The sequence below is a fragment of the Nocardioides alpinus genome (assembly GCF_900112035.1).
GTDB lineage: Bacteria > Actinomycetota > Actinomycetes > Propionibacteriales > Nocardioidaceae > Nocardioides > Nocardioides alpinus.
In genome coordinates this window covers 1,053,080-1,077,848 of the sequence record NZ_FOKC01000001.1, presented here as the reverse complement: position 1 = coordinate 1,077,848, position 24,769 = coordinate 1,053,080, and the positions used below count along the sequence as shown (strand labels likewise).

The 24,769-nt window shown below is 72.6% G+C and carries 22 protein-coding genes; 15 read left to right on the top strand and 7 right to left on the bottom strand.

The features are described from left to right. Positions 1 to 138: 138 nt before the first annotated feature. Genes BM127_RS05155 through BM127_RS05145 form a run of 3 tightly spaced genes read left to right on the top strand, consistent with a single transcriptional unit; the run spans position 139 to position 4,150 of the window. Positions 139 to 774, top strand: coding sequence for a PadR family transcriptional regulator (locus BM127_RS05155; protein WP_091195171.1), 636 nt, complete (start codon positions 139 to 141; stop codon positions 772 to 774). Continuing rightward, positions 771 to 1,493: an ABC transporter ATP-binding protein gene (locus BM127_RS05150; RefSeq protein ID WP_091195168.1), complete on the top strand. Its 723-nt coding sequence runs from the start codon at positions 771 to 773 to the stop codon at positions 1,491 to 1,493. Before BM127_RS05155 ends, BM127_RS05150 begins: the two co-directional genes overlap by 4 nt. Continuing rightward, positions 1,490 to 4,150 (top strand): ABC transporter permease, encoded by a 2,661-nt coding sequence (locus tag BM127_RS05145; RefSeq protein WP_091195165.1) that lies wholly within the window; start codon positions 1,490 to 1,492, stop codon positions 4,148 to 4,150. Before BM127_RS05150 ends, BM127_RS05145 begins: the two co-directional genes overlap by 4 nt. Positions 4,151 to 4,157: 7 nt before the next feature. Here the strand turns inward: BM127_RS05145 and BM127_RS05140 are convergent, their stop codons facing one another. The 4 genes from BM127_RS05140 to BM127_RS05130 all read right to left on the bottom strand — a co-directional run bounded on the left by BM127_RS05140 (position 4,158) and on the right by BM127_RS05130 (position 7,908). Further along, entirely contained in the window at positions 4,158 to 4,988 is an 831-nt protein-coding gene (locus tag BM127_RS05140) for a hypothetical protein (RefSeq protein ID WP_091195162.1), read from the bottom strand. After that, the gene (locus BM127_RS05135) at positions 4,985 to 7,225 is read right to left on the bottom strand and encodes a MinD/ParA family ATP-binding protein (protein ID WP_091195160.1); all 2,241 of its coding nucleotides are present in this window, start codon (positions 7,223 to 7,225) and stop codon (positions 4,985 to 4,987) included. Before BM127_RS05135 ends, BM127_RS05140 begins: the two co-directional genes overlap by 4 nt. 160 nt (positions 7,226 to 7,385) lie before the next feature. Beyond that, positions 7,386 to 7,598, bottom strand: coding sequence for a hypothetical protein (locus tag BM127_RS21795; protein WP_139227648.1), 213 nt, complete (start codon positions 7,596 to 7,598; stop codon positions 7,386 to 7,388). Between the two features lie 112 nt (positions 7,599 to 7,710). Continuing rightward, positions 7,711 to 7,908, bottom strand: coding sequence for a hypothetical protein (locus BM127_RS05130; RefSeq protein WP_101229026.1), 198 nt, complete (start codon positions 7,906 to 7,908; stop codon positions 7,711 to 7,713). A 250-nt stretch (positions 7,909 to 8,158) separates the two neighbouring features. On the opposite strand from BM127_RS05130, the gene BM127_RS05125 reads away from it, so the two are divergent. The 10 genes from BM127_RS05125 to BM127_RS05080 are packed head-to-tail and all read left to right on the top strand — an operon-like array spanning position 8,159 to position 20,899. Continuing rightward, positions 8,159 to 9,694 carry an AfsR/SARP family transcriptional regulator gene (locus BM127_RS05125; RefSeq protein ID WP_101229012.1) on the top strand — a complete coding sequence of 512 codons (1,536 nt, stop codon included), beginning with the start codon at positions 8,159 to 8,161 and terminating at the stop codon, positions 9,692 to 9,694. Positions 9,695 to 9,706: 12 nt separating this feature from the next. Then, a complete protein-coding gene (locus tag BM127_RS05120) occupies positions 9,707 to 11,230 on the top strand; it encodes an Ig-like domain-containing protein (RefSeq protein WP_091195151.1) in 1,524 nt (507 codons plus the stop codon). A gap of 44 nt (positions 11,231 to 11,274) precedes the next feature. Continuing rightward, entirely contained in the window at positions 11,275 to 11,919 is a 645-nt protein-coding gene (locus BM127_RS05115) for a TetR/AcrR family transcriptional regulator (RefSeq protein ID WP_231263061.1), read from the top strand. Between the two features lie 49 nt (positions 11,920 to 11,968). Then, positions 11,969 to 12,748, top strand: coding sequence for a TIGR03084 family metal-binding protein (locus BM127_RS05110; protein WP_091195148.1), 780 nt, complete (start codon positions 11,969 to 11,971; stop codon positions 12,746 to 12,748). Next, a complete protein-coding gene (locus BM127_RS05105; protein ID WP_091195146.1) occupies positions 12,745 to 14,475 on the top strand; it encodes an acyclic terpene utilization AtuA family protein in 1,731 nt (576 codons plus the stop codon). Before BM127_RS05110 ends, BM127_RS05105 begins: the two co-directional genes overlap by 4 nt. Next, entirely contained in the window at positions 14,472 to 15,653 is a 1,182-nt protein-coding gene (locus BM127_RS05100) for an acyl-CoA dehydrogenase family protein (protein ID WP_091195144.1), read from the top strand. The genes BM127_RS05105 and BM127_RS05100 overlap by 4 nt, the downstream gene beginning before the upstream one ends. Further along, the gene (locus tag BM127_RS05095; RefSeq protein ID WP_231263062.1) at positions 15,650 to 16,144 is read left to right on the top strand and encodes an SRPBCC family protein; all 495 of its coding nucleotides are present in this window, start codon (positions 15,650 to 15,652) and stop codon (positions 16,142 to 16,144) included. Before BM127_RS05100 ends, BM127_RS05095 begins: the two co-directional genes overlap by 4 nt. After that, complete coding sequence (locus tag BM127_RS05090) at positions 16,141 to 17,793, top strand: acyl-CoA carboxylase subunit beta (RefSeq protein WP_091195142.1); 1,653 nt, start codon at positions 16,141 to 16,143, stop codon at positions 17,791 to 17,793. Before BM127_RS05095 ends, BM127_RS05090 begins: the two co-directional genes overlap by 4 nt. After that, complete coding sequence (locus BM127_RS05085) at positions 17,790 to 19,742, top strand: ATP-binding protein (RefSeq protein WP_091195139.1); 1,953 nt, start codon at positions 17,790 to 17,792, stop codon at positions 19,740 to 19,742. Before BM127_RS05090 ends, BM127_RS05085 begins: the two co-directional genes overlap by 4 nt. Next, positions 19,739 to 20,899 carry an acyl-CoA dehydrogenase family protein gene (locus BM127_RS05080; RefSeq protein WP_091195138.1) on the top strand — a complete coding sequence of 387 codons (1,161 nt, stop codon included), beginning with the start codon at positions 19,739 to 19,741 and terminating at the stop codon, positions 20,897 to 20,899. Before BM127_RS05085 ends, BM127_RS05080 begins: the two co-directional genes overlap by 4 nt. Before the next feature lie 205 nt (positions 20,900 to 21,104). Here BM127_RS05080 and BM127_RS05075 read toward each other — a convergent pair whose 3' ends face one another. Further along, a complete protein-coding gene (locus BM127_RS05075; RefSeq protein ID WP_231263063.1) occupies positions 21,105 to 22,499 on the bottom strand; it encodes an FAD-binding oxidoreductase in 1,395 nt (464 codons plus the stop codon). A 125-nt stretch (positions 22,500 to 22,624) separates the two neighbouring features. Here BM127_RS05075 and BM127_RS05070 point away from each other — a divergent pair, with 125 nt between their 5' ends. Continuing rightward, positions 22,625 to 23,299, top strand: a complete 675-nt coding sequence (locus tag BM127_RS05070; protein WP_091195135.1) for a winged helix-turn-helix transcriptional regulator — start codon at positions 22,625 to 22,627, stop codon at positions 23,297 to 23,299. Between the two features lie 63 nt (positions 23,300 to 23,362). Continuing rightward, complete coding sequence (locus BM127_RS05065) at positions 23,363 to 23,734, top strand: MmcQ/YjbR family DNA-binding protein (RefSeq protein WP_231263064.1); 372 nt, start codon at positions 23,363 to 23,365, stop codon at positions 23,732 to 23,734. Positions 23,735 to 23,821: 87 nt separating this feature from the next. Here the strand turns inward: BM127_RS05065 and BM127_RS05060 are convergent, their stop codons facing one another. After that, positions 23,822 to 24,301: a cupin domain-containing protein gene (locus tag BM127_RS05060; protein ID WP_091195132.1), complete on the bottom strand. Its 480-nt coding sequence runs from the start codon at positions 24,299 to 24,301 to the stop codon at positions 23,822 to 23,824. Continuing rightward, positions 24,298 to 24,759, bottom strand: coding sequence for a VOC family protein (locus BM127_RS05055; RefSeq protein WP_091195129.1), 462 nt, complete (start codon positions 24,757 to 24,759; stop codon positions 24,298 to 24,300). Before BM127_RS05055 ends, BM127_RS05060 begins: the two co-directional genes overlap by 4 nt. Positions 24,760 to 24,769: the final 10 nt, after the last annotated feature.

The window sequence follows — 24,769 nt, the reverse complement described above, 5'->3', positions numbered from 1 at the left end:
CCCTGGAGACGGGATGAGGGCCATCGGTCACTGGACTACCCCGAGGGGGCGGAGACGGCGCGCGCACCACCATGCATACGTGGTATACATACCCGGTATCCATCGCCACGGGGGCGGGGGACGGACCTCGGAGGCGCGATGTCGATCCGTCAGGCCATGCTGGCGATCCTGGAGCAGGGGCCGATGTACGGCTACCAGCTGCGGGCGGAGTTCGAGCAGCGGACGGGCGAGACCTGGCCGCTCAACATCGGGCAGGTCTACACGACCCTGACCCGGCTCGAGCGTGACGGACTGGTCGAGGTCGTCGTCGACGAGGTGGCGAGGGAGGTCGCCGGGCACGGGGGTGTCGGCGAACCTCTCTCGTCCGACCGCACGCACGTGAGCTACCGCGCGACCGAGGCCGGACGCGGCGAGGTCGCGGACTGGTTCGCCACCCCGGTGCCCCGTACGCAGCCGCCCCGCGACGAGCTCGCGATCAAGCTCGCCATCGCGGTCACGTTGCCGGGCGTCGACGTCGGCTCGATCATCCAGCGCCAGCGCAGCGCGACCATGACGGCACTGCAGGACTACACCCGGCTCAAGCGCAGCGGCCGGGCCGCGACCCCGCAGGACTCCGCCGACCTCGCCTGGAGCCTGGTCCTCGACTCGCTCGTCTTCGACGCCGAGGCCGAGGTGCGGTGGCTGGACCACTGCGAGGCCCGCCTGCGTCGCGCGGCCGCCGAGCTGTCGTCGCCGACGCGATCGACGCAGCGCGACGGGGGAGTGGCCCGATGAACGCCGTCCTCCACCTCGCCGCCGTCTCGCGCATCCACGGCGAGGGCGCCACCGAGGTCCACGCCCTGCGCAGCGTCACCTTCCGCGCCCACCCGGGCGAGCTCGTCGCCGTGATGGGCCCGTCGGGCTCCGGCAAGTCCACGCTCCTCACCCTCGCCGGTGGTCTCGACGTCCCGACGTCCGGCTCCGTCTGGATCGAGGGCACCGACCTGGCGAGCCTCGACAACGCCGGACGTGCGCGCATCCGACGTACGTCGGTGGGCTACGTCTTCCAGGACTTCAACCTGATCCCCGCGCTGACCGCCGCCGAGAACGTCGCCCTCCCGCGCGAGCTCGACGGGGAGAAGGGCAGGGTCGCGCGCCGCCTCGCGCTGACCGCGCTCGAGGAGGTCGGCATCGCCGACCTGGCCGACCGGTTCCCGGACGAGATGTCGGGCGGTCAGCAGCAGCGCGTCGCCATCGCCCGCGCGATCGTCGGGGACCGGCGGCTGATCCTGGCCGACGAGCCCACCGGGGCCCTCGACACCGACACGGGCGAGGAGATCCTGCGCCTGCTGCGGGCGCGCTGCGACGCAGGTGCCGCCGGCGTGATGGTGACCCACGAGGCCCGGCACGCGGCCTGGGCCGACCGCGTCGTCTTCCTGCGCGACGGCGTCATCGTCGACGAGACCGGCGCCGACGAGCCCGAGGGGCTGCTCGCCGGCGAGGTCGGCCGATGAGCAGAACCATGGCGGGCTGGCGCCCGGCCCTGCGCATCGCCTGGCGCGACGCCCTGCGGCACCGGGGCCGCAGCATCCTCGTGCTGGTGATGATCAGCCTGCCGGTGCTGGCCGTGAGCGCCGCTGCGGTGATCATCAAGACCGCCGAGGTGAGTGGCACCGAGGGAGCCGAGCGCCAGCTCGGCGCAGCCGACGCCCGCATCCGCACCGAGGGACGTGGCCGGGTCGTGCAGGGGGCCGACCCCAGCCGGGGCGAGTGGGCCCAGGTGGGCGAGACCGACTACGGCGATCCGGTCGCCGAGGCCGACGTACGCACTGCGCTGGGCGTCGACGCCCGGCTGCTCCCGATCGCCACCGGCTGGTCCCGCGCCCGCCTCGGCGACCGCGTCATCGACTTCCAGACCACCGGCGTCGACCTCTCCGACCCCCTGACCGAGGGGCTCTTCGGCCTCGAGGCAGGACGTGCGCCGGAGGCGGCGGGGGAGGTCGTCGTCAACGACGCGATGCTCGCCAAGGGCTTCGCCGTCGGCGACGAGCTCGAGGTCAACGGCTCCCCCCTCCGCATCGTCGGGTCCGGGCGCGATGCCACGGTCCGCGACTACCCCGTCGTGCTGGGCGCCTTCGACGACCTCCCCAGCGACTCCGCCAACGTCCGCGAGTGGCTCGTCGAGGCCGGTCCGGTCTCGTGGTCGCAGGTGCTCGACGTCAACGAGGTCGGCGGCCTCGTCACCTCGCGCGCCGTGCTGGCGGACCCGCCCGACGTGGCGTCGATGGCCGAGCAGATGGGCTACGACACCGGTCGCGACGAGCTCCTCGCCGTCGTCACGCTGATCATCGTGATGGCGCTGATCGAGGTCGTCCTCCTCGCCGGCCCGGCCTTCGCCGTCGGCGCGCGCCGCCAGGCTCGTACGCTCGCGCTGATCGCCGCGTCGGGCGGCACCCCGGCCCAGGCGCGCCGGGTGATCCTCGCCAGCGGCGTCGTGCTCGGCCTGGTCGCCTCCGCGCTGGGGCTGGTCCTCGGCATCCTCGCGGGGTGGGCACTGCTGCCCCTGGTCCAGCTCTTCCAGGGGGAGTGGTTCGGCCCGTTCGAGCTCCCCTGGCTCTACCTCCTGGCGATCGTCGCCTTCGGCCTCGTCTCGGCCTTCCTCGCTTCGCTCGTGCCTGCGTGGCTGGCGAGCCGTCAGGACGTCGTCGCGGTGCTGGCCGGTCGCCGCGGCGACCGTCGCCCGCGCGCCTCGACGCCCGTCGTGGGGCTGGTCCTGCTCGGCGTGGGCATCGCCGCGTCGGCCTACGGCGCCCTCACCTCCGACAGCGGCAACGGCGCGCTGTGGATCGCGGCGGCGGCGGTCGTGTCCGTGCTCGGCATGATCCTGGTGGTCCCGATCGTGGTGTCCGCGGTGGCGCGCGTCTCGGGCCGGTGGCCGCTGACCGCGAGGTACGCCGCCCGCGACGCGGCGCGTCACCGCACCCGCACCGTCCCGGCGGTCGCCGCCGTGGCCGCGACGGTCGCCGGAGTCGTGGCGCTCGGCATCGGCAACGCCAGTGACGAGCTCAAGAACGAGAAGACCTACGCCCCGCAGGCCCAGATGGGCACCGGCATCGTCTCGTGGGGGCCGGACCTCCTGCCCGGCGAGGAGGCCCCCGACTCCGCCGAGACCTGGACCCGCATCGAGGAAGCCGTGCACGCAGCCGCTCCCGAGGTCGAGGTGGGCACGCTGCAGGGGCCGAATGACGTCTACGACCCCAACGGCTACACCTCGACCTTCGTCGAGCTCCCGCGCGAGCTCGACGGATCGGGCTGGGGCCTGTCTCCCTACGGACCGATGATCACGGTCGCCGACACCGTCGACGAGCTCGGCCTGGACCCGTCGATCGCCGACGTCGCGGACGCGGCTCTCGCCGCGGGACGGGCCGTGGTGTTCACCACCACCTCCGACACCGAGGCGGAGGTCACGATCCGCCAGGAGACGTGGACCGCCAGCGGGACCGAGCCCGAGTCCACCTCGAGCGACCGCGTCCCGGCCCGGCTGGTCGCCTGGGACCAGCAGGAGCTCGGCCCCGCGCCCGCCTCCACCGTGCTGCCGGTCTCGATGGCCGAGGAGGTCGGCCTCGAGGTGGTCACCACCAGCCTGCGCCTGACCGGTGACCTCGACGTCGCGGCCGAGACCCGGATCAAGGAGGGCGTCCAGGGGGCGGTGGACGGCACCTACCTCTACGTCGAGCGCGGCTACCAGCGCCCCGACGAGGCGCTGATCATCCTGCTCGTGCTCGGTGCGCTGGGGGGCGTGCTGATGCTCGGCGGCACCCTGACCGCGACCTTCCTCGCCCTCTCCGACGCACGTCCCGACCTCGCCACGTTGTCGGCCGTCGGCGCGGCGCCGCGGACGCGACGCCGGGTCGCTGCGGCGTACGCCCTGGTCATCGGCTTCGTCGGTGCGGTCCTTGGCGCCGCCGTCGGCTTCATCCCGGGGATCGCGATCTCGCGACCGCTGACGTCGATGAGCTTCGTGGGTCCGGGTGGCACGGCGGAGGGCCCGTTCCTCGCGATCCCGTGGCTGCTGGTCGCGACGATCGTCGTGGCCCTCCCGCTGCTGACCGCCGCAGTGGTCGGCCTGACCGCGCGCTCGCGGTTGCCGCTCGTCGCGCGGATGGACTGAGGGCAGGTCAGCGGCTGACGTCCACGTCGGCCGAGGCCACGACCGCGGGGAGCGCCGCGGTGAGCAGCGCCTCCAGCTCGTCGATGGCGGACACCGCGTCCCGGCGGAGCCGCTGCGGGTCGCGGAGGACCGGACGTCCCGCGCTGGTCGAGGGGGCGGGAGAGGGCGACGGCACCGTCACGCTCGGTGTCTCGGTGGGCGTCTCGGTGGGCGTCGGCGTCGGGGTCGCTTCGGTGGTCGGCGGGTCGGGCAGGGGTGCCGCGACCGAGGCCCGCAGCAGGGCCGCCTGCTCGTCGACCCAGGCGCGCAGTCCGGCGAGCTCCTCGGCACCCAGCGGGGCAGCACGGTCGGCCACCAGCACGACCTGGAACGCGAGCGCCGACGTACGGCATCCGTCGCAGGCGGCCGTCAGCGAGAGGGCCCGGTTGTTGGGCACCGCCTCGGGTCGGCCGGCGAGCACCACGACCTGCACCGAGAGCGCGGTGCTCGTGCAGCCCTGGCACTCCTGCGCCCATGCGGTGGCGACGTTGTCGAGGCCTGCGCGGCGGGCGCGCGGGACGTAGACGACGTGCAGGGCAGTGCTCTCGCCGACGCACCCGTCGCAGGTGGTCGAGGTGAGGGCGGCGGTGTCGGCCTCGACGGCCGGGCCGCGCACCCGGACCGCGGCGTACGCCGTGTCGCTCACGGACGGCTCGGCCGAGGTCGGGTGCGCGCTGGCGACGAGGTCGAGGGTGCGCGCCCAGGGGTCGGGGTGCGCGGCCGGCGACGCGCCGCCGAGGACCGCGACGAGCACGAGGGCTCCCGCGACGATCGGCGCGACGGCGGTCCGTCGCTTCACGACCGGGCCCCCATCCGGACGAAGTTGTCGGCGACCGCGGCTGCGATGTCGACCAGGCTGTCCCGGGTCTTGCGGTGCAGGGAAGACATGTCGGTCAGGGCTCCTTGCTCGAGGGCGCCGTCCCACGGGACGGTGACCACGCGTTGGCATCGTTTCTCGAAGTGACGCCGCATCTTTTCCGGCGGTGCGGCGCCGTGGCGCTGTGCATTGACGACGACGACGGCCCGCGAGACGAGGTCGCCGAAGCCGTGCTGCTCCATCCAGTCCAGGGTCAGTGCCCCGGCCCGCCCGCCGTCGAGGCCGGCGCGGACCACGAGCACGATCTGGTCGGCCTCGCTGAGCAGCCCCTGGTTGGCGCTGTCGAGGATGCCGGTGCCGGTGTCGAGCAGGATCAGGTTGTAGAACTGGTCGAGCAGCTCGACGAGGCGGTGGTAGTCGTCGCGGTCCAGGGCCATGCCGATGCGCGGGTCGTCGTCGGAGGCCAGGACCTCCAGGCGCGACTCGAGGGCCTGCGAGGTGTACCTCCGCAGGGTCGCGTAGCTGGTGATCTCGTCGAGGTCGCGGAGGACGTCGGTGATGGTGCGGTCGTGAGGTGGCGCGACGCGGTGTGCCAGGTTGCCCGCGTCCGGGTTGGCGTCGACGGCGATCACCCGGTCCCCGCGCAGCATCGCGAACGTGCTGCCCAGGGCCAGCGAGATCGTGGTCTTGCCGACGCCGCCCTTGCGGCTCAGCACGACGACCCGCCGCGACCCGTGGATGGGCGTACGCAACCTCCGCTCGAGCTCGTGGCGGCGCAGCTCGGTGGCGCTCGGCCCGGGGTTGACCACCCGACCGCTGCCCTCGTAGACCGCGCGGCGCCAGCCCTGCCGCGGCGGCGGCACGCGCGGGGCGTACATGATCGCGTCGGTGAAGTCGGCGGCCGAGAGCACCGCCGGCTCGGTCGCAGGAGGCGGGGCGTCGAAGGCGCTCATCCGGTCGTCCATGGAGTCCTCCCAGCTGCGCACGCGCGCGGCGAGCCCACGTCGTACGAGGGTGGTCAGGGTCGTGGCCAGGCGCCAGAGCACGACAGTGACCCCGGCCAGCGGCACCAGGAGCAGGCCGATCGAGATGACGGCCAGGGCCATCGCCGGCCAGTCGCGCCGCTGCCAGGCCACGTCGAAGACGAGCTGCTGTAGCGCGATCCCCTCCCGGCCGTGCTGGACGAGCTGCGGCAGTGACCAGACCAGCCAGACGAGTGCGGCGCTGAGCAGCGGCACCACCAGCAGCACCCAGGCCGTCACGAAGCGACGCGCCCGGGGGCGCAGCTCGCTCACGCGGGGGTCGACGGGCTGCCCGGGGCGCAGGCTGCGCAGGACGGGGCCCACCCGGGAGAACAGGTCGGGCACGCCCGCCAGGTCGGACAGGATGAAGTAGCCGTCGAAGCGGACCACGGGGATCAGCTGCTGCACCATCTGCACCTGCAGCGCGAGGGCGGTCAGCAGCAGCAGACCGCTGCCCGTCGCGAGGTGCGCGAGCACGAGGCCGAGCACGGTCAGCACGTTGAAGTAGAGACCCCCGAGGTCGGTGCGCACCCGCCCTCCGCGACCGAGCCGGTAGGAGTCGGTGACGTCGGTGTAGAAGGCCGGGAAGACGATGTAGACGCCGACGCCGATCTCGCCGGGGTCGGCACCGCCGTAGCGGCAGGCCGTGGCGTGCCCCAGCTCGTGGATCACCGCCGACACGATGAGCATCGCGTAGATCAGCAGGGCCGTGGTCGGCGTGGCGAACACCTCGCCGACCGCCTCCCAGAATCCGCCGCCGACGACGAGGGCGACGTCGGCGACGACCAGCGCCACGAGGGCCGCCAGGACCACCGGCGGCCAGAACAGCGGCGAGAGCAGCGAGGCGACCATCCGCGTGCGGCGGGCGGGGAGGAGGGTGGCCTTCAGGCTGAGGGCCAGCAGGGGTCGGGCCCGGGTGGGACGCAGCGGCTCCTCGTCCTCCTCGGCGACGACCAGGCCCAGCGGCTCGAGCCGCGTGGTGATGAGGTGCTCGACCCCCTCGACCGTGAGGGTCCGGCCGTAGGCCGCGCTGACGGCATCGGCGACCTCCGCGGACGGGCGGGGCGGGTCGGCATGGACGACGACCAGGTGGAGGAGCTCGGAGAGCTGGACCACCTGGTCGTCGATCCGCCGGACCAGGAACGACGGGTCGCGCAGACCCGACCCCTGGACCGCACCCAGGAACTGCAGGCCCACGGCCCGTCGCCATCGCGGCCCTGTGGCTCCCGACGTGACGTCTGCGTGTGGTGCGGTTCGGGTGGTGTTCATCGCTCTGGTCTGCTCTGGTCTGCTCTGGTGTGTCGAAGCTGAGGACGGCGGGCGCGCCAGAGCAAACACGCCCGCCGCCTGGTCGAGATCACGGCATCTGGACCGAGGCGAGGTACTGCATCGCCATGGCATGGGCCTGTGAGTTGATCGTGGCGGCATTCACGGAGATGGCGAGATTGACGCCGATGACGTTGGCGACGTTGACGCAGGCGAACTGACAGCTCAGCGTCTCGCGACGGGGCAGCGCTACACCCACCTCCGCGTCGAGATCCGCCGTGGTGACAACTGGTGGTCGGGACATCCGGGTTCACCCCCTCTCCTGCTCGGCCTTCTGGTGCGTACTTCCTGTCGGTGCCGGCCCCGGGGAGCCGGCGATGCACGTGGCCCCCCGCGGTGGGGCCACGGCGTCGGCGTCAGCCCTGGGTGACCGTGATGGACTGGTAGGCAGCGCTGTTGGCCAGCGAGCCGAGCGAGGCGGCGTTGAGGGCCATCGAGCTGTTGGACGCGAAGACGTTGGCCCAGTTGGTGTTGCCGAAGGCCAGCGTCTCCCTGGTCGGGAGCAGCTCGGTGTGCTCGGTCTCGAGCTCGGCGATGGTCAGTGTGTTGCGCATGGTGTTCACCTCCTCCCGTGGCGCGGTGTGTCTGGAGGACGTAGTCGACGTGCACCGGCGTGATTCGCGCGTGACAGCGGCGTGATCGCGCCCGTCGCGGTGCACGCGGTCTAGACCTAGCCGCGAAATAGTGGGGATGTTGGCTGCTCGTCGTTCCGCGTACGGGGACCCGAGGAGCATGCTGTTGGGGCGAGATGTCGTGGCCTTCGATGCCAGTCGCATCGGTTGTTCCTCGGGGGAGGTGGCCGTCATGACCGAGTACAGCGCTGTCGCTGTCGCTTCGTCGCGCCTGCAGCTGCTGGGCGGCTGGCAGCTCCTGGTCGACGGTGCCGAGGTGGAGCTCGGGCACCGCGAGCAGCGGCTGGTCGCCCTGCTGGCCCTCGCGGACCACAGTGCCCGCGCCCAGGTCGCCAGCGCGCTGTGGCCCGACAGCACCGACGAGCGGGCCCTGGCCAGCCTGCGGCGGGCGGTGCTCCACTGCCAGAAGCGGTGTCCGGGCCTGCTGGAGGCGGCGCGGCTGACGATCGCGCTCGCCCCCGGCGTACGGGTGGACGTGGACGACCTGCGGCGCGCGGCGGGGCTGACCGGGTTGCCGATGACCGACCTCGTGGCCCACGAGCTGATGACTGCGCTGCGCGGGGGCGAGCTGCTGCCCGGGTGGTACGACGACTGGGCGGTCGAGGAGCGCGGCCTCCTCGAGCAGCTGCGCGCCGAGGGGCTCGAGCGGGTGGCCGTCCACGGCCTGGAGCAGGGCGACGCGGTGCTGGCCGTCGACGCCGCCCGGGCGGCGAGCGAGATCGAGCCGTTGCGCGAGCTGCCGCGTGAGGTGTCGATCCGGGCCCACCTGAGCCGCGGTGACGCCGCCGGCGCGCTGCACGAGTTCCAGCACTACTGCACGGTCATGCACGACGAGCTCGGCGCCGCGCCGTCGCGGAGGCTCGTCGAGCTGGTGGAGCCGTTGCTGGAGGCTCCGCAGCAGACGTCTCCGGTGACGATCCCGCGCCAGCGGGTGGCGCCGTCGGAGGAGCAGGCGGTCGATGATCCGGTGCAGGACTGGGCCCCGACGTCGCTCGACGACTTCCTCGACGGCCAGCACCGCGGCGCGGCCACTGGCGTACGACGGGTGGCGGCCGCACTCGTCGCGGTCGCGGGCGTGGCCCTGACCGTGTCGCTCGCCGTCGCGGTGGCCGGCCCCGACCTGCCGGCAGACGTGACCAGCGATCCCGGTGGCACGGTCCCCGCCGACCGGGTGCCGTCGCCCGGTGCTGTGGCGCCCGGGCGGACCGTGCGGGTGCTGCCCATCGATGCGGACACCGGAGCGGCCGCGTTCGCCGTGCGCGCCAATCAGCGGCCCGCGCAGGTCCGGCTGGTCGTGCGCGGACCCGCCGGGCTGCGCGTCGTACGCCACCTCGTCGTCCGCGACGCGGGTGGGCGCGACGTCGTGGTCCGCGGCCTGGATCCCGGCACCTACACCTGGTCGGCCACGTCCGCCACGGCGAGCCCCGTGAGCGGGCAGGTGTCGGTCTCCACGCCCGCCGCCGAGGCCCGGGAGCAGGACGTCGCGTCGGCCACCGTGACACCGGATGTCACGCAGGTCGCCTCGACCCCGTCGCAGGCACCGCTTCCCGAGCAGACGCCCTCGTCCTCGCCCTCGTCGACGCCCACCTCCTCACCCACGCCGAGCCCGACGCCGGACCCGAGTCCGACACCGAGCCCGTCCCCGTCCCACAGCCCGACCGGCACCCCCCAGGACCCCGGCACCGTGGCCCCGACTCCGGTGGGCTGATGGAGGTCCGTCATGTCCGAGACCGTCCGTCCCCGTCGAGATCGCCTGGTCCGCCTGGCTGCGCTGCTGCTGTCGGCAGGGAGCCTGGTCGGCGTCGCGCCCGGCGCCGCCGCCGCCGAGGGGGTCGAGCCCGCCACGCCGCACCGCTGGTCCGGCTATCCCATCCCCGCCACGGGTGATGCGGATGGCGGCTGGATCGGCGGCTACCGCGTGGGCCAGACCTCGCTCTACGTCGTGACACCGACGAGGAGTCCCAACCGGGCCGGCTTCGCTGCGCCGCGGGAGGTCGACGACCTGGTCGGTCGCTCCGCCTCGAGGGCCGAGACGCAGCGGGCGGCCTGGATCCTGTCCAAGTACGGCGACTACCGCGACGCCACGCAGGCGGCCGCGGTCGACGCGGCGGTCTACCACCTCCTGGCCGGCGGGAAGTGGCACCTCGGCTCGCCCCGCGGAGCACGCCGGATCCGGCAGTCCGGTGATCCCGCGTCGGTGGCGAGGTTCGCCCGGATCATGCTCCGCCAGTCGCGGTCGAGCGCCGGTGCCTACACCGCACGGCTCGTCGCCTCCAGCGCCGACCTGGGCGGGGCGGTTGCGGTCACGCTGAGCGTGGTGGACGGTCACGGAAGGCCCGCCGCCGGCCTCCCTGTCACGCTGGCGATGCCCGGGGCCGCGTCGCTGACCTCGGTCACGGGGGACGACGGACGGGCGGTCGGCACGTTCGCGGCGACCGTGCGCGGCTGGCAGGAGGTCACGGCCACCGTGCGCAACGTGCCCGACCACCGGCTCCACGTGTGGCCGCCCGAGAGGAGCGGTCAGGCCGCAGCCGCCGAAGGAGGGGCGCGGCGGGAGGTGGTCGTCGCGGCACAGGCGCCGGTGCGCGCGCCGCAGACGCTCTCGCTCGCGGCGGACCCCACCCAGCTGGTGCTCGGGGCGGCGGCGCGGGTCGTGGCCACCGTCGGTGGCGACGGCACCGCCCGGGCGGCCGGAGCGACCCTCCACGGCCCCTTCGCGTCGGCCGCGTCGGCCCACTGTGGTGGTGCCTCGATGGGTCCGGTCACGGCAAGCGTCAGCGGCGACGGGGGATACGGCCTGCCGGCCATCACTCCCGGCGCGGGCGGCTACTACCTGTGGCGCGTGGCGGTCGACGGCACCGCCACCAGCGTGCCGATCTCGGCGTGCGGTGCAGCAGTGAAGGTCCGCGGCAGGGCCGCCGTGACCCTCAGGGCGCCCCCGACCGCGGCGGTCGCCGACGTCGTCTCCGCGCAGGTGACGGTCACGGGGCTGCCGTTCGGAGGTCCGGTCGACGTGACCACGACGCTCTACGGGCCCTACGCCTCCGCGGCGGATGCCTGCACCGGCACCCATCGGGACGTCACGCAACGCCGACCCGGCAACGGGACGTTCTCGTCCGTGAGCTTCCAGGTGGACGAGCCGGGCTGGTACGCCTGGCGCGCCACGCTGCCCGACGGGGACCTCTGGCTCGGGGCGACCTCGCCCTGCGCCGTCGTCGGCACCCTCACCCAGGTCAGCAATTAAAAGTCAGGCTTGACTGTTTGTTTGTACGACGGCAGGCTGGCCCCGTGACCTCCCCCGTCCAGAGCCCGGCCCACGCGACGCGCGTGCCGCAGGCGGACCGCACCCGGGCGATGCGGGCCCGGTTGCTGGAGGCGACCGTCGACCTGCTGGTGGAGCGCGGCTTCGCCGGCACCTCGACCACGTTGGTGTCCGAGCGGGCGGGTGTCAGCCGAGGCGCCCAGCTGCACCACTTCCCGACCAAGAACGACCTCGTCGTGGCCGCCGTCGAGCACCTGACCGAGCGCCGCGGAGCCGAGCTTGCCGCGGCCTTCGACACGTTGAGTGCGGAGCCGGTCGCAACGGCCACGGGGCGTCGCACTCGACTCCGCTCCGTCGTCACGATGCTGGGTGACCACTTCGCGTCCCCGGTCTTCGCCGCCGCGCTCGAGCTATGGGTCGCCGCGCGCACCGATCCGGCCCTCCTCGCGGCCGTCGCCCCGCTCGAGCAGCGCGTGGGCCGCGAAGCGCACCGGATGACCGCTGCCGCGCTCGGCGCCGACGAGTCGCGGCCAGGTGTGCGCGAGCTCGTCCAGGCGACGCTCGACCTGGTCCGCGGGCTGGGGCTGGCCTCCACCATCTCCGACGACTCGGCGCGCCGTCGCCGGATCCTGCGCGAGTGGGCCGACGTGCTCGACAAGGAGCTGGGATGACCGTGCACTGCGACCACCGCCCCACCCCGACCGGAGAAGGACGGCCCGCATGACCGACGTACTGACCCAGGTCCTCACCGACCTCGCCGCCGAGGGCGACCGGCTCGACGCCCTCGTCACCGACCTCGACGACGCCGGCTGGCACACGCCCACCCCGGCCCCGGGCTGGGACGTCGCCACCCAGGTCGCGCACCTCGCGTGGACCGACGACGTGGCGCTGAAGGCGGCGACCGACAAGGACGCCTGGGACGCGGTCGTGATGGGCGCGATCGCCGACCCGGAGGGGTTCGTCGACCAGCAGGCCCTCGCGCTGGCAGCCGAGCCGGACCTCCTGGCCCGCTGGCGCTCCGCACGAGCTGACCTGAGGCGGGCGCTGGAGGCGTACCCCCGCGGTGAGAAGATGCCCTGGTTCGGCCCGCCGATGTCGGCGACGTCGATGGCCACCGCCCGGCTGATGGAGACCTGGGCGCACAGCCTCGACGTGCACGAGGGCCTCGGTGCACCCGTCGAGGACACCGACCGGATCCGGCACGTCGCCCACCTCGGCGTCCGTACGCGCAACTTCGCCCACGCCGTGCACGGCCTCGACGCCCCGACCGAGGAGTTCCGCATCGACCTCGTCGCGCCGAGCGGTGACGTGTGGAGCTGGGGTCCCGAGGACGCGGCGCAGACGCTGACCGGCAGCGCCGGCGACTTCTGCCGCCTCGTCACCCAGCGGCTCCACCGCAGCGACACCGACCTCGTCGCCACCGGCGCCGACGTGGACCGCTGGCTCGACATCGCCCAGGCCTTCGCCGGACAGCCCGGCGAGGGGAGGGCCGCGAGATGAGCGACGGTCTCGACTCCGCTCGACCACCGGTGAGGATCGGCAACTGCTCGGGCTTCTACGGTGACCGCCTCTGCGCGATGCGCGAGGTGCTCGAGGGCGGCCGGATCGACGTCCTCACCGGCGACTACCTCGCCGAGCTGACCATGCTGATCCTCGGCAAGGACCAGCTCAAGGACCCCACCCTCGGTTACGCCCGCACCTTCGTCCGGCAGCTCGAGGACACCCTGGGCCTCGCACTCGAGCGCGGCGTCAGGATCGTCGCCAATGCCGGCGGGCTCAACCCCGCCGGGCTCGCCGACAAGGTCCGCGAAATCGCCACCGGCCTGGGTCTCGACCCGCAGGTCGCGCACGTCGAGGGCGACGACGTACGCCACCTGTCGTTCGAGGGCGCCCTCACCGCCAACGCCTACCTCGGCGGCTTCGGCATCGCCGCCGCGCTCACTGCGGGCGCCGACATCGTCGTCACGGGCCGGGTCACCGACGCCTCCCTCGTCGTCGGCCCGGCCGTCGCGCACCACGGCTGGACGTCCACGTCGTACGACGAGCTGGCGGGCGCGGTCGTCGCCGGGCACGTCATCGAGTGCGGCACCCAGGCCACCGGTGGCAACTTCAGCGGGTTCCTCGACCTTCCGCACCGCGACCGGCCCCTCGGCTTCCCGGTCGCAGAGGTCGCGGCCGACGGCTCGAGCACCATCACCAAGCACGCCGGCACGGGCGGCGCGGTCACCCTCGACACCGTCACCGCCCAGCTGGTCTACGAGATCCAGTCCACGCGCTACCTCGGCCCCGACGTCACCGTCCACCTCGACTCGCTGCGGCTCACCGGGGACGGCGAGGACCGCGTGGCCATCACCGGCGTCGTCGGGGAAGCCCCGCCCGAGCGGCTCAAGGTGTGCGTCAACGAGCTCGGCGGCTGGCGCAACAGCGTCGAGCTGGTGCTGACCGGCCTCGACGTCGAGGCCAAGGCCGCCTGGGTCCGCCAGCAGCTCGAGCCGCGACTCACCGCCGCCGAGGTCGTCTGGTCCGACGTCGTCCCGCCAGCCCTCGACGCCGAGACCGAGGAGGCCGCGTCGACGCTGCTGCGCTGCACGGTCAAGGACCCCTCACCCGACCCGGTCGGTCGCGCCTTCACCTCCGCCGTCGTCGAGCTCGCGCTCGGGTCCTACCCCGGTTTCACGATGACCGCTCCGCCCGCGGCGGCCACGCCCTACGGCGTCTACCGCGCGGCGTACGTCGACCGCTCCGACGTCACCCACACCGTCGTCCACGCCGACGGCCGCCGCGAGGTGGTCGCCGACCCCACCAGCTTCACGCCGACCCAGGACGCCCCCGGCGCCCGACCCTCGCCCTACCCCGGCCGCACCGACTCGCTCACCCGACGGCTGCCGCTCGGCACGTTCGTTCACGCGCGCTCCGGCGACAAGGGCGGTGACGCCAACGTCGGCCTCTGGGTCGCGCGCGACGGCGCCGACCGGGAGACGTACGACGCCCGCGTGCAGTGGCTCTTCAAGATGATGTCGCCGCGTGGCATCGGTGGCCTGCTGCCGGAGGCGGCCGACCTCGAGGTCGACGTGTGGCTGCTGCCCCACCTCGGTGCCGTCAACCTCGTCGTGCACGGGCTGCTCGGCCAGGGGGTCGCCGCGTCGACACGGTTCGACCCGCAGGCCAAGGGTCTCGGCGAGTGGCTGCGCTCGCGGCTGGTCTCGATCGAGGACTCGCTGATATGACGGGTCCGGGTTTCGACACGCTCGCTCCGCTCGCTGCTCAACCAGCGAACCCGGAGAGGGACGCGCTCCGCGCCACCGCCACCGAGTTCGTCCGGCGCGAGGTCGCGCCGCACCTGCAGGAGTGGGAGGACGCGGGCGAGATCCCGCGTGCGCTCCACCGCACGGCCGGCGACCTCGGTCTGATCGGTGTCGCGTTCCCCGAAGAGGTCGGCGGCAGCGGCGGCGACCTCCTCGACTCGGTCGCGATGCAGGAGGCGATGTTCGACGCCGGCGCGTCGAGCGGCCTCATGGCCGGACTCTTCACCAGCGGCATCGCGCTCCCGCACATCGCCGCGAGCGGCAACGCCGACCTCGTCGACCGCTTCGTCCGGCCCACGCTGGCCGGTGACCTGATCGGTTCGCTCGCGATCACCGAGCCCGGCGGCGGGTCCGACGTCGCCCGGATCACCGCCCGCGCCGAACGCCAGGGCGAGCACTACGTCGTCAACGGCGCCAAGACCTTCATCACCTCCGGCGTCCGTGCGGACTTCGTGACCACGGCCGTGCGCACCGGCGGCCCGGGCCACGGCGGCATCTCGCTGCTCGTGATCGAGAAGGGCGCGCCCGGCTTCACCGTCGACCGTTCGCTGAGGAAGATGGGCTGGCACTGCTCCGACACCGCTGAGCTGGGCTTCGCGGACGTACGCGTCCCGGTCGCGAACCTGGTCGGCGAGGAGGACTCCGGCTTCGGCCAGATCGCCGACCAGTTCGTCGTCGAGCGGATCGCGCTCGCCGTCCACGGCTACGGCATCGCTGCGCGCTCCCTCGACCTCGCAGCGACGTACTGCCGCGCACGACAGACCTTCGGCCGTCCGTTGATCGGCAACCAGACCGTCCAGCACACGCTCGTCGAGATGCGCCGCCAGGTCGAGGTCGCCCGCACCTACACCCGCTCGGTGGCCGCGCGGCACGTCGCCGGGGAGTTCGTCGTCGCCGAGGCGTGCCTCGCCAAGCAGACCGCGGTCGACTGCGCGGCGTACGTCTGCGACCGCGCCGTCCAGCTCTTCGGCGGCGCGGGCTACATGCACGGCACCGAGGTGGAGCGGCACTTCCGCGACGCCCGGCTCCTGCCGATCGGGGGCGGCGCCGACGAGGTGCTCCGCGACCTGACGGCGAAGTTGATGGGTTATGCGTCATGACCCGCGAGAGAGGAATGTCGATGATCACGCTGCCGCCCCTGGGGGACCGGGTCTCGGTCTGGATGGACGCGCCGCCCGCCGAGGTCTGGGACCTCGTCAGCGACGTGACCCGCATCGGCGAGTTCAGCCCGGAGACCTTCGAGGCCAAGTGGACCCGCGGGTCGACCGGGCCGGAGGTCGGGGCGTACTTCGCCGGTCACGTGAAGCGCAACGGCGTCGGTCCGACCTACTGGAGCCCCTGCAGGGTCACGAAGTGTGAGCCCGAGAAGGTCTTCGAGTTCTCCGTCGGCACGGACGCGATCACCGTCAACAACTGGGGCTACGAGCTCGAGGCGAAGGACGGCGGCACGCTGGTCACGGAGTACTTCCGGATGGAGCCCTCGTTGCCCACCCGCCTCTACTGGACGTTCCTGGGCGCCCTGCGCGGGCGCACCAACCGCAGCGGGATGCGGACGACGCTGGAGCGGATGAAGGCGGTCGTCGAGTCATGACGAACCGGGAGTCGATGCTCGAGAAGCTGGCCGACCTCGACACGCAGCACGCGGTCGCGGTCGCCGGCGGTGGGCAGAAGTACGTCGACCGCCACCACGCCCGCGGCAAGCTGGCCGCCCGCGAGCGGATCGAGCTGCTCGTCGACCCGGGCTCCGCCTTCCTCGAGCTGTCGCCGCTCGCCGGCTGGGGCTCCGACTTCACCATCGGCGCCTCGCTCGTGACGGGCATCGGCGTCGTCGAGGGCGTCGAGTGCATGATCAGCGCCAACGACCCGACGGTGAAGGGCGGCGCCTCCAACCCCTGGACGGTGAAGAAGGCCTTCCGGGCCGCGCAGATCGCCGAGGAGAACAACCTCCCGACGATCTCGCTCGTCGAGTCGGGCGGCGCCGACCTGCCGACGCAGAAGGAGATCTTCATCCCCGGCGGCCGGCTCTTCCGCGACCTCACCCGGTCGTCGGCACGCAAGCAGCCCACGATCGCGCTGGTCTTCGGCAACTCGACCGCCGGCGGGGCGTACGTCCCCGGCATGAGCGACTACACCGTCTTCGTACGCGGCGGGGCCAAGGTCTTCCTCGGTGGTCCGCCGCTGGTGAAGATGGCCACGGGTGAGGAGTCCGACGACGAGTCGCTCGGCGGTGCCGAGATGCACGCCCGCGTCTCCGGGCTCGCCGACTACCTCGCCGAGGACGAGCACGACGCGATCCGGATCGGCCGGCGGATCGTGGCGCGGCTGAACCGGCGGCGTACGGCCCACCTCGGTCTCGACTCGGGCCTGGGTGGCACTGCTCGACCAGCGGCGCCGCTGGTTGAGCAGCGAGCGCAGCGAGCGTGTCGAAACCAAGGCCTCGCCTTCGCCGAGCCCGACGCCGACCCCGACGGCCTCCTCGACCTGATCCCCGCCGACCTCAAGGAGCCGTTCGACCCGCGCGAGGTGATCGTCCGGATCGTCGACGGCGCCAGCGCGGACAACGGTCGGCCCTTCGACGAGTTCAAGCCGCTCTACGGCACCTCGCTCGTCACCGGGTGGGCGGAGATCCACGGTCGGCCGATCGGCATCCTCGCCAACGCGCAGGGCGTGCTGTTCTCCGAGGAGGCGCAGAAGGCGACGCAGTTCATCCAGCTCGCCAACCAGTCCGACACCCCGCTGCTCTTCCTGCACAACACGACCGGCTACATGGTCGGCAAGGACTACGAGCAGGGCGGCATCATCAAGCACGGCGCCCAGATGATCAACGCGGTCTCCAACTCGACCGTCCCGCACCTGTCGGTGATCATGGGGGCGTCCTACGGCGCCGGCAACTACGGCATGAACGGCCGCGCCTTCGACCCGCGCTTCCTCTTCACCTGGCCGAGCGCGAAGTCCGCAGTGATGGGGCCCGCACAGCTCGCCGGCGTGCTCGAGATCGTGGCCCAGCAGTCCGCGGAGTCCAAGGGCGAGGTCTTCGACGCCGAGGGGTTCAAGGGCATCAAGGACTACGTCGAGGCCTCGGTCGAGGAGCAGTCCCTGCCCTACTTCCTCTCCGGGATGCTCTACGACGACGGCGTCATCGACCCGCGCGACACCCGCACGGTGCTCGCCATCTGCCTCAGCGTCATCGCCAACGCCCCGATCCGGGGCACCGACCGATTCGGGGTGTTCCGGACATGATCCAGAAGCTGCTCGTCGCCAACCGGGGAGAGATCGCCCGCCGCGTCTTCGCCACCTGTCGCCGCCTCGGCATCGAGACCGTGGCCGTGCACTCCGACGCGGACGCCTCGTTGCCCTACGTCGCCGAGGCCGATCACGCCGTACGCCTCCCGGGCAACGCACCCGCCGACACCTATCTCCGCATCGACCTCATCGTCGAGGCGGCGCGGAGGTCCGGTGCCGACGCGGTCCACCCGGGTTATGGCTTCCTCTCCGAGAACGCCGCCTTCGCCCGCGCCGTCCTCGACGCCGGCCTCACCTGGGTCGGCCCGCCGCCCGAGGCGATCGAGGCCATGGGCGACAAGGTCCGCGCCAAGGAGATCGCCGAGAAGGCAGGCGTGCCGGTGTTGTCCGCGCCCTCCGACCCGACCGAGGCCGACCTGCCGCTGCTGGTGAAGGCGTCGGCCGGCGGCGGCGGCCGCGGCATGCGCGTCGTCCGCACCCTCGACCGGCTCGAGGCCGAGATCGCGGCAGCGTCGGCGGAGGCCGGGAGCGCCTTCGGCGACGGCACCGTCTTCGTGGAGCCGTACGTCGAGGCCGGGCGCCACGTCGAGGTGCAGCTCGTCTCCAGCGCTGACGGCGCCGTCGCGCTCGGCACCCGCGACTGCTCGGTGCAGCGACGTCACCAGAAGGTGGTCGAGGAGGCCCCGGCCCCGGGACTCCCGGCAGCCACCGAGGCGGCCATGTGCGAGGCGGCCGAGCGGCTCGCGAACGACATCGGCTACCGCGGCGCGGGCACGGTCGAGTTCCTCCTCGACCCGACCACCGACCGCTGGTTCTTCCTCGAGATGAACACCCGGCTCCAGGTCGAGCACCCCGTCACCGAGCTCGTGCAGGGGGTCGACCTCGTCGAGCTCCAGCTGGACATCGCCGAGGGCCGCCGCCTTCGCGGACGTCATACGGACGGGGCAGACGGTGCCGCCGACCGCATGACGTCCGGCCACGCGATCGAGGTACGCCTCTACGCCGAGGACGCGACGTACACCCCTCAGAGCGGCGGGCTGGTGACCTTCGACCTGCCGGCGGACGTCGAGTTCGGGCCGCTGTCCTCCTCGGGCGTACGGGTCGACAGCGGTTTCACGTCGGGCGACGAGGTCTCCACGTTCTACGACGCGATGCTCGCCAAGGTGATGGCGTGGGCGCCGACTCGGGACCAGGCGATCCGGATGTTGGTCGCAGCACTGCGTCGGGCTCGCATCCATGGCATCACCACCAACCGCGACCAGCTCGTCGAGATCCTCACCGACCCCGTCTTCGTGGCTGGGGACATGACCACGACCTGGCTCGAGTCGCGCGTGACACCCGGGTCGCCGGACGTCGACCGCACGACGCTCGTCGCCGGTGCGCTGATGCTGGCTGCCGCCGACGCCTCCCGGCGTACGGTCCAGCAGGGTGTCCCGGCCTCGTGGCGCAACGTCACCAGCCAGGCGCAGCGCACCACCTTCGAGGGCCACGAGCCCGTCGAGTGGTGGGGGACCCGCGACGGCTTCGTCGCCGCGGGCGTCACCGTGCTGGAGGTCTCGCCGACGCATGCGCGACTCGAGGTCGACGGCGTGACCACGGAGACGCGCGGACATTGGTCGGCCGATCGGCCAGGGGCCCCGCGTGAGCTGTGGGTCGACGGACGGGCAAGGTCCGCGTGCCTCCGTGAGGTCCCGAGGTTCACCGACCCCGCCGACGCCGTGGCGAGCGGCTCCCTCCTCGCGCCGATGCCCGGGACGGTCGTCAAGGTCGTGGCCGGGGTCGGCGGAGGCGTGGCCGCGGGCGACGTCGTGCTCGTCCTGGAAGCCATGAAGATGCAGCACAGCGTGACCGCGCCACACGACGGCACCGTCACCGAGATCAACGTCGAGCCCGGTGCGCAGGTCGCGTCCGGGGAAGTCCTGGCAGTAGTGGAGGAACACCCATGACCAGCTTCACCGAGACCGACGAGCGCCTCGAGCTGCGCCGGCAGGTCGCCAAGCTCGCCAAGGGCTACGGCCGCGAGTGGTTCACCGAGCGCGCCCGCGCCGGCGAGAAGACCACCGAGCTGTGGATGGAGATCGCCAAGGCGGGCTACCTCGGCGTCAACATCCCCGAGGAGTACGGCGGTGGTGGCGGCGGCATCGGCGACGTGGCCGCGGTGTGCGAGGAGCTCGCCGCGCAGGGCTGCCCGCTGCTGATGATGGTCGTCAGCCCGGCGATCTGCGGCACGGTCATCGCCAAGTACGGCACGGAGGCGCAGAAGCAGAAGTGGCTCCCCGGCATCTGCGACGGCACCGGCACCATGGCGTTCGCGATCACCGAGCCCGACGCCGGCACGAACTCCCACAACATCACGACCACCGCGCGCCGCGACGGTGACGAGTGGGTGCTCAAGGGCCAGAAGATCTACATCTCCGGCGTCGACGAGGCCGCCAACGTGCTGGTCGTCGCGCGGGCCGAGGACGCGAAGACCGGCAAGCTCAAGCCCTGCCTGTTCGTCGTCCCGACCGACTCCACCGGCTTCGAGTTCACCGCGATCCCGATGGAGATCGTGAGCCCGGAGAGCCAGTTCCAGGTCTTCATCGACGACGTCCGGCTCCCGGGCGACGCGATCGTCGGCGACGAGGACGGCGGCCTCGTCCAGCTCTTCGCCGGCCTCAACCCCGAGCGGATCATGGCGGCCTCCTTCTCGACCGGCCTGGCCCGTCACGCCCTCGAGAAGGCCTCGGCCTACGCCAAGGAGCGCACCGTCTTCAAGGCGCCGATCGGGTCCCACCAGGCGATCGCCCACCCGCTCGCGATGGCGCACATCGAGAACGAGCTGGCCCGCCTGATGACCCAGAAGGCCTCGGCCCTGGTCGACGCGGGCGACGACATGGCGGCGGGCGAGGCGGCCAACATGGCGAAGTACGCCGCGGCCGAGGCGGCCGTCCACGCCGTCGACGCGGCCGTGCAGACCCACGGAGGCAACGGCATCACGCAGGAGTACGGCATGGCCGGCATGCTGGTCGCCGCCCGCGCGGGGCGCATCGCGCCGGTGAGCCGGGAGATGATCCTCAACTTCGTCGCGATGCACTCGCTGGGGCTGCCGAAGTCCTACTGACAGCGCCTGGCCTGCCTCGTGCTGGGCGTGCACCAGGCAGGCAGTGGGGGAGGTCGCTGCCCCGGCTGAGCGTGGACGTACGCCCGCGAGCCGCGAACTGCCTTCATGGTGGCGGCGCGCGGACCGGCGGTCGGGTAGTTCGGGAAGAAACGGTGGTGAGACCCCCGCTGGGACGACCAGGTCGTCCCGAACTATCCGCAGGGGGTCACGCCAGCGGCGGGATGTTGGCGTTCCCGCGGAAGACGTTGTCCGGGTCCCAGGCCGTCTTGACCGTCCGCAGCCGTGACCACTGGGCCGGGGTGTAGGCGTCCTGCACCCGGGTCTGGGCGTCGTCGCTGGTGAAGTTCACGTAGACACCCCGACTGTGCGGGGCGAGGGCGTCGAAGAAGCCGCGGACCCAGGCGCGGTGCCGGTCGGCGTCGCCGGCCTGATCCGGCAGCCATGACGCGACGATGTTGATGTCGTGGCTCGCGTCGCGGTGCCCGAAGGCGGTCGCGTCCTCGGGCACGCGGCTCATCGCCCCTCCGAAGCTGAAGATCGGGACCGTCGACAGCGGGCTGCTGATCGTCGCGAGGTGCTCGCAGATCGTGTCGATGATGTCGCCGGTGAGCGGGCCGAGCCGGTGCGACTTCCAGTAGTAGTGCCGGCCGTGCGGCACGGCCGGGTCGAGGAACTTCTGGTGCGCGACGTAGGTCTTCGCCGCGATCGTGTCGAGCACCGGGTGGCCGAGCGCGCGCACCGGCGCCAGCACGCGCTCACCCTCCTCGACAGGGCCGGCGTACGTCGCCACCAGGCCGATGATCGGCCTGCCGTGGAGGTGCTCGGGGAACAGCGGCAGCGCGGGAGCGAGCCGCAGGTTGGCCATCAGCCCGACCTCGTCGGGTGCGTCGGCGATGAAGTCGCGCAGGAAGGCCAGCACCGTCGGCGCCTCGTCCGCGGGCCACGCGACCAGGCCGGCCAGGATCGTCGGACCGAGCGGCTGGAGCTCGAAGGTGAAGTCGGTGACGACCCCGAAGTTGCCCCCGCCCCCGCGCAGTCCCCAGAACAGGTCGGGGTTCTCGGTCTCCGACGCCCGCACGATCGAGCCGTCGGCCGTCACCACCTGGCAGGAGCGCAGCGCGTCGATCGCCAACCCGGTCTTGCGCATCAGGTGCCCGATGCCGCCGCCGAGGGTCAGCCCGGCGATGCCGGTGTGACTGATGTAGCCGCTGGTCATCGCGAGCCCGAAGGCCTGGCTCTCCCGGTCCATGTGGGCGTTGAGGGCACCACCCTGCGCCGACACCGTGCGGGCCACCGGGTCCACGACGGTGCCGCGCATCCCGGACAGGTCCAGGACGACGCCGTCGTCGACGAGCGAGTGCCCGGCGATCCCGTGGCCGCCCCCTCGTACGGCCACGGGCAGGCCGCGGTCGCGGGCCCAGCGGAGGGCGGCGGCGACGTCGCTGGCCCCCTCGCAGCGGGCGAGGAGGGCCGGGCGGCGGTCGATCTCGCCGTTCCAGATGCGGCGCTGGACGTCGTACGCCGGGTGGTCGGGCGTGACGAGCTCGCCGGCGAAGTCGCCGGCCAGGGCGTCGGTGGTGGGCATCTCGAGCATGGTCATGGTGGTCTCCCTGGCATCGGACGGGACGGTGGAGGTGCTCTCCCACAGTGGGTCCGGGGACGGCAGGCCCGCGAGTATCGATCCTGTACTGGTACAGAACCCATAGCGGCCCTACCGTCGGAGTCATGGCTTCCACCTACGGTCAGTTCTGCCCCGTGGCGATGGCCTCGGAGGTGCTCACCGAGAGGTGGACGCCCCTCGTGGTCCGCGAGCTCCTGTGCGGCAGCACGCGCTTCAACGACCTCCGTCGCGGGGTCCCCCTCATGTCACCGGCGCTGCTGTCCAAGCGCCTCAAGACGCTCGAGCGCCTCGGTGTCGTGGACCACGTCGGCGGCGAGTACCGCCTCACCGCCGCCGGCAGGGAGCTGTGGCCGGTGATCGAGTCGATGGGCGTCTGGGGCCAGCGGTGGGCGCGCGGCGACGTGATCGCCAAGCACTACGACGCCTCGTTGCTCATGTGGGACATCCACCGCAACGTCGACACCGCCGCCCTGCCCGAGCGCCGCGTCGTCGTGCACTTCCACCTCGAGGGGTCCAGCGACCGGAAGAGCCACTTCTGGCTGGTGCTGGAGACCCCGACGGTGGACCTGTGCCTGACCGACCCGGGCCACGACGTCGACGTCGAGGTGGTCGGTCACGTCGAGACGATGATCGACTACTGGATGGGCCGTCGTGACCTCCTGGGTGCGGTGAGGGCCGGCGACCTCTCCGTCGCAGGGCCGCGCCCGCTGGTGAGGGCGCTGCCGACGTGGTTCACGCGGAGCACGTTCGCGCCGGTGCCGCTGCCCGAGGTCTCGTGACACGACGTCGTCCCTCCTCGATCCACGGCAACGTTGTCGGCGGCTGGTGGCAGGCTGTACGCCGTGGCTCTCGCTGACCGCCCGCTCGTGCCGCAGGAGTGGGTCCTGCGCATCGACGCCGTGCTCGGTGCCCTGCCGCGCTGCCGCCAGGAGCCCGCGTGGACCGGCACCCGCTGGCGGGTCGGCAGCGCGACGGTCGCCCACGTCTTCGGCGGCGAGGACCAGGCCTTCCGGATCACCTTCCGCGGCGAGCCCGACGAGGTCGCCGCCTTCGAGCACATGGGTGAGCCCTACTTCAGGTCGGGGTGGGGTGGCAACGCGATCGGCATGGTGCTCGACGACGGCACGGACTGGGCGGAGCTGGCCGAGCTGCTCACCGACTCCTACTGCCTCCAGGCGCCGGCGACCCTGGCCGCGCAGGTCGCGCGCCCCTGACCCGCTGCTGCGACATCGTGGAGCTCGCGAGCCAGCCCGCGGCTCACGAGCTCCACGATCCCGTGGGAACTCCACGAGGCCGAGCCGTCACAGCCAGTGGTTGTCGTGCTCACGCATGAACCGGGCGTAGGCGTCCTCGTCGAAGTCGCCGATGCCAGCGGCCAGCCCCTCGAAGTAGGCCTCGCGCGGGGCGCCCGGGGCGAAGTGGAGCAGCATCTTGGCCGCGCCGTCGGAGTTGCGGAAGCCGTGGATCCCGCCGGCCGGGACGTGGGCGAAGTCGCCGGCGTGCGTCTTGACCCAGCTCGTGCCGTCGAAGATCGTGACCGTTCCCTCGAGCACGTAGAACGACTCGGTGATCGTGCGGTGGAAGTGGGCGCCCGGACCGCTCTCGGGCCCGGCGAACTCCCAGCGGTAGAGGCCGAAGGTGCCGGAGGTCTCGGTGCCCTGCGCGAGGTAGAACACCTTGTTGCCGTTCGGGTAGACGACCGCGGGCTCGATCCCGGCCCGCACCACGTGGGCGGAGACCTCGCCGGAGTCGCCGTGGTAGATCGGCGGTGGGTAGCTCATGCGGTGGTGGCCCCTTCGTAGGTGTCCTGGACCTCCTGCGGGGGGGCCGCGTTGGGCTGGCTGATCCGGACGTGGTTGCCGAACGGGTCGCGGAGGCCGAAGTCGGTGCCGTAGGGCTGCTCGACCGGCTCCTGGGTGATCTCGACGCCGGCATCTCGCAGGGCGGCGTACGTCGCGTGCACGTCGCTGCTGTGGAGGAACAGCCCGCCGAGGGCACCCTTGGTGACGAGCTCGCGGACCTGGACGGCCGTCGACTCGTCGTGCTGGGGGCCGCCGACGAGCTCGAGCAGCAGCGAGGTGTCCTGGCCGGGGACGCCGACGGTGAGCCAGCGCATGAAGCCGAGGTCGATGTCGTCGCGGGCCTCGAAGCCGAGGTGGGTCGTGTAGAAGTCGAGGGCCTCGTCCTGGTCGAGGACGGGCACGCTGCGGATGTGGAGTGAGGTGATGTGGTTGCTCATGACGACGACG

What these genes read in the sequence shown, in the direction of transcription:
- BM127_RS05095 (WP_231263062.1), top strand. Translation starts at nt 15,650, where the DNA reads ATGACCCGCGAGAGAGGAATGTCGATGATCACGCTGCCGCCCCTGGGG.
- BM127_RS05085 (WP_091195139.1), top strand. Translation starts at nt 17,790, where the DNA reads ATGATCCAGAAGCTGCTCGTCGCCAACCGGGGAGAGATCGCCCGCCGC.
- BM127_RS05120 (WP_091195151.1), top strand. Translation starts at nt 9,707, where the DNA reads ATGTCCGAGACCGTCCGTCCCCGTCGAGATCGCCTGGTCCGCCTGGCT.
- BM127_RS05100 (WP_091195144.1), top strand. Translation starts at nt 14,472, where the DNA reads ATGACGGGTCCGGGTTTCGACACGCTCGCTCCGCTCGCTGCTCAACCA.
- BM127_RS05090 (WP_091195142.1), top strand. Translation starts at nt 16,141, where the DNA reads ATGACGAACCGGGAGTCGATGCTCGAGAAGCTGGCCGACCTCGACACG.
- BM127_RS21795 (WP_139227648.1), bottom strand. Translation starts at nt 7,598, where the DNA reads ATGTCCCGACCACCAGTTGTCACCACGGCGGATCTCGACGCGGAGGTG.
- BM127_RS05155 (WP_091195171.1), top strand. Translation starts at nt 139, where the DNA reads ATGTCGATCCGTCAGGCCATGCTGGCGATCCTGGAGCAGGGGCCGATG.
- BM127_RS05075 (WP_231263063.1), bottom strand. Translation starts at nt 22,499, where the DNA reads ATGACCATGCTCGAGATGCCCACCACCGACGCCCTGGCCGGCGACTTC.
- BM127_RS05110 (WP_091195148.1), top strand. Translation starts at nt 11,969, where the DNA reads ATGACCGACGTACTGACCCAGGTCCTCACCGACCTCGCCGCCGAGGGC.
- BM127_RS05070 (WP_091195135.1), top strand. Translation starts at nt 22,625, where the DNA reads ATGGCTTCCACCTACGGTCAGTTCTGCCCCGTGGCGATGGCCTCGGAG.
- BM127_RS05130 (WP_101229026.1), bottom strand. Translation starts at nt 7,908, where the DNA reads ATGCGCAACACACTGACCATCGCCGAGCTCGAGACCGAGCACACCGAG.
- BM127_RS05060 (WP_091195132.1), bottom strand. Translation starts at nt 24,301, where the DNA reads ATGAGCTACCCACCGCCGATCTACCACGGCGACTCCGGCGAGGTCTCC.
- BM127_RS05150 (WP_091195168.1), top strand. Translation starts at nt 771, where the DNA reads ATGAACGCCGTCCTCCACCTCGCCGCCGTCTCGCGCATCCACGGCGAG.
- BM127_RS05105 (WP_091195146.1), top strand. Translation starts at nt 12,745, where the DNA reads ATGAGCGACGGTCTCGACTCCGCTCGACCACCGGTGAGGATCGGCAAC.
- BM127_RS05125 (WP_101229012.1), top strand. Translation starts at nt 8,159, where the DNA reads ATGACCGAGTACAGCGCTGTCGCTGTCGCTTCGTCGCGCCTGCAGCTG.
- BM127_RS05145 (WP_091195165.1), top strand. Translation starts at nt 1,490, where the DNA reads ATGAGCAGAACCATGGCGGGCTGGCGCCCGGCCCTGCGCATCGCCTGG.
- BM127_RS05055 (WP_091195129.1), bottom strand. Translation starts at nt 24,759, where the DNA reads ATGAGCAACCACATCACCTCACTCCACATCCGCAGCGTGCCCGTCCTC.
- BM127_RS05080 (WP_091195138.1), top strand. Translation starts at nt 19,739, where the DNA reads ATGACCAGCTTCACCGAGACCGACGAGCGCCTCGAGCTGCGCCGGCAG.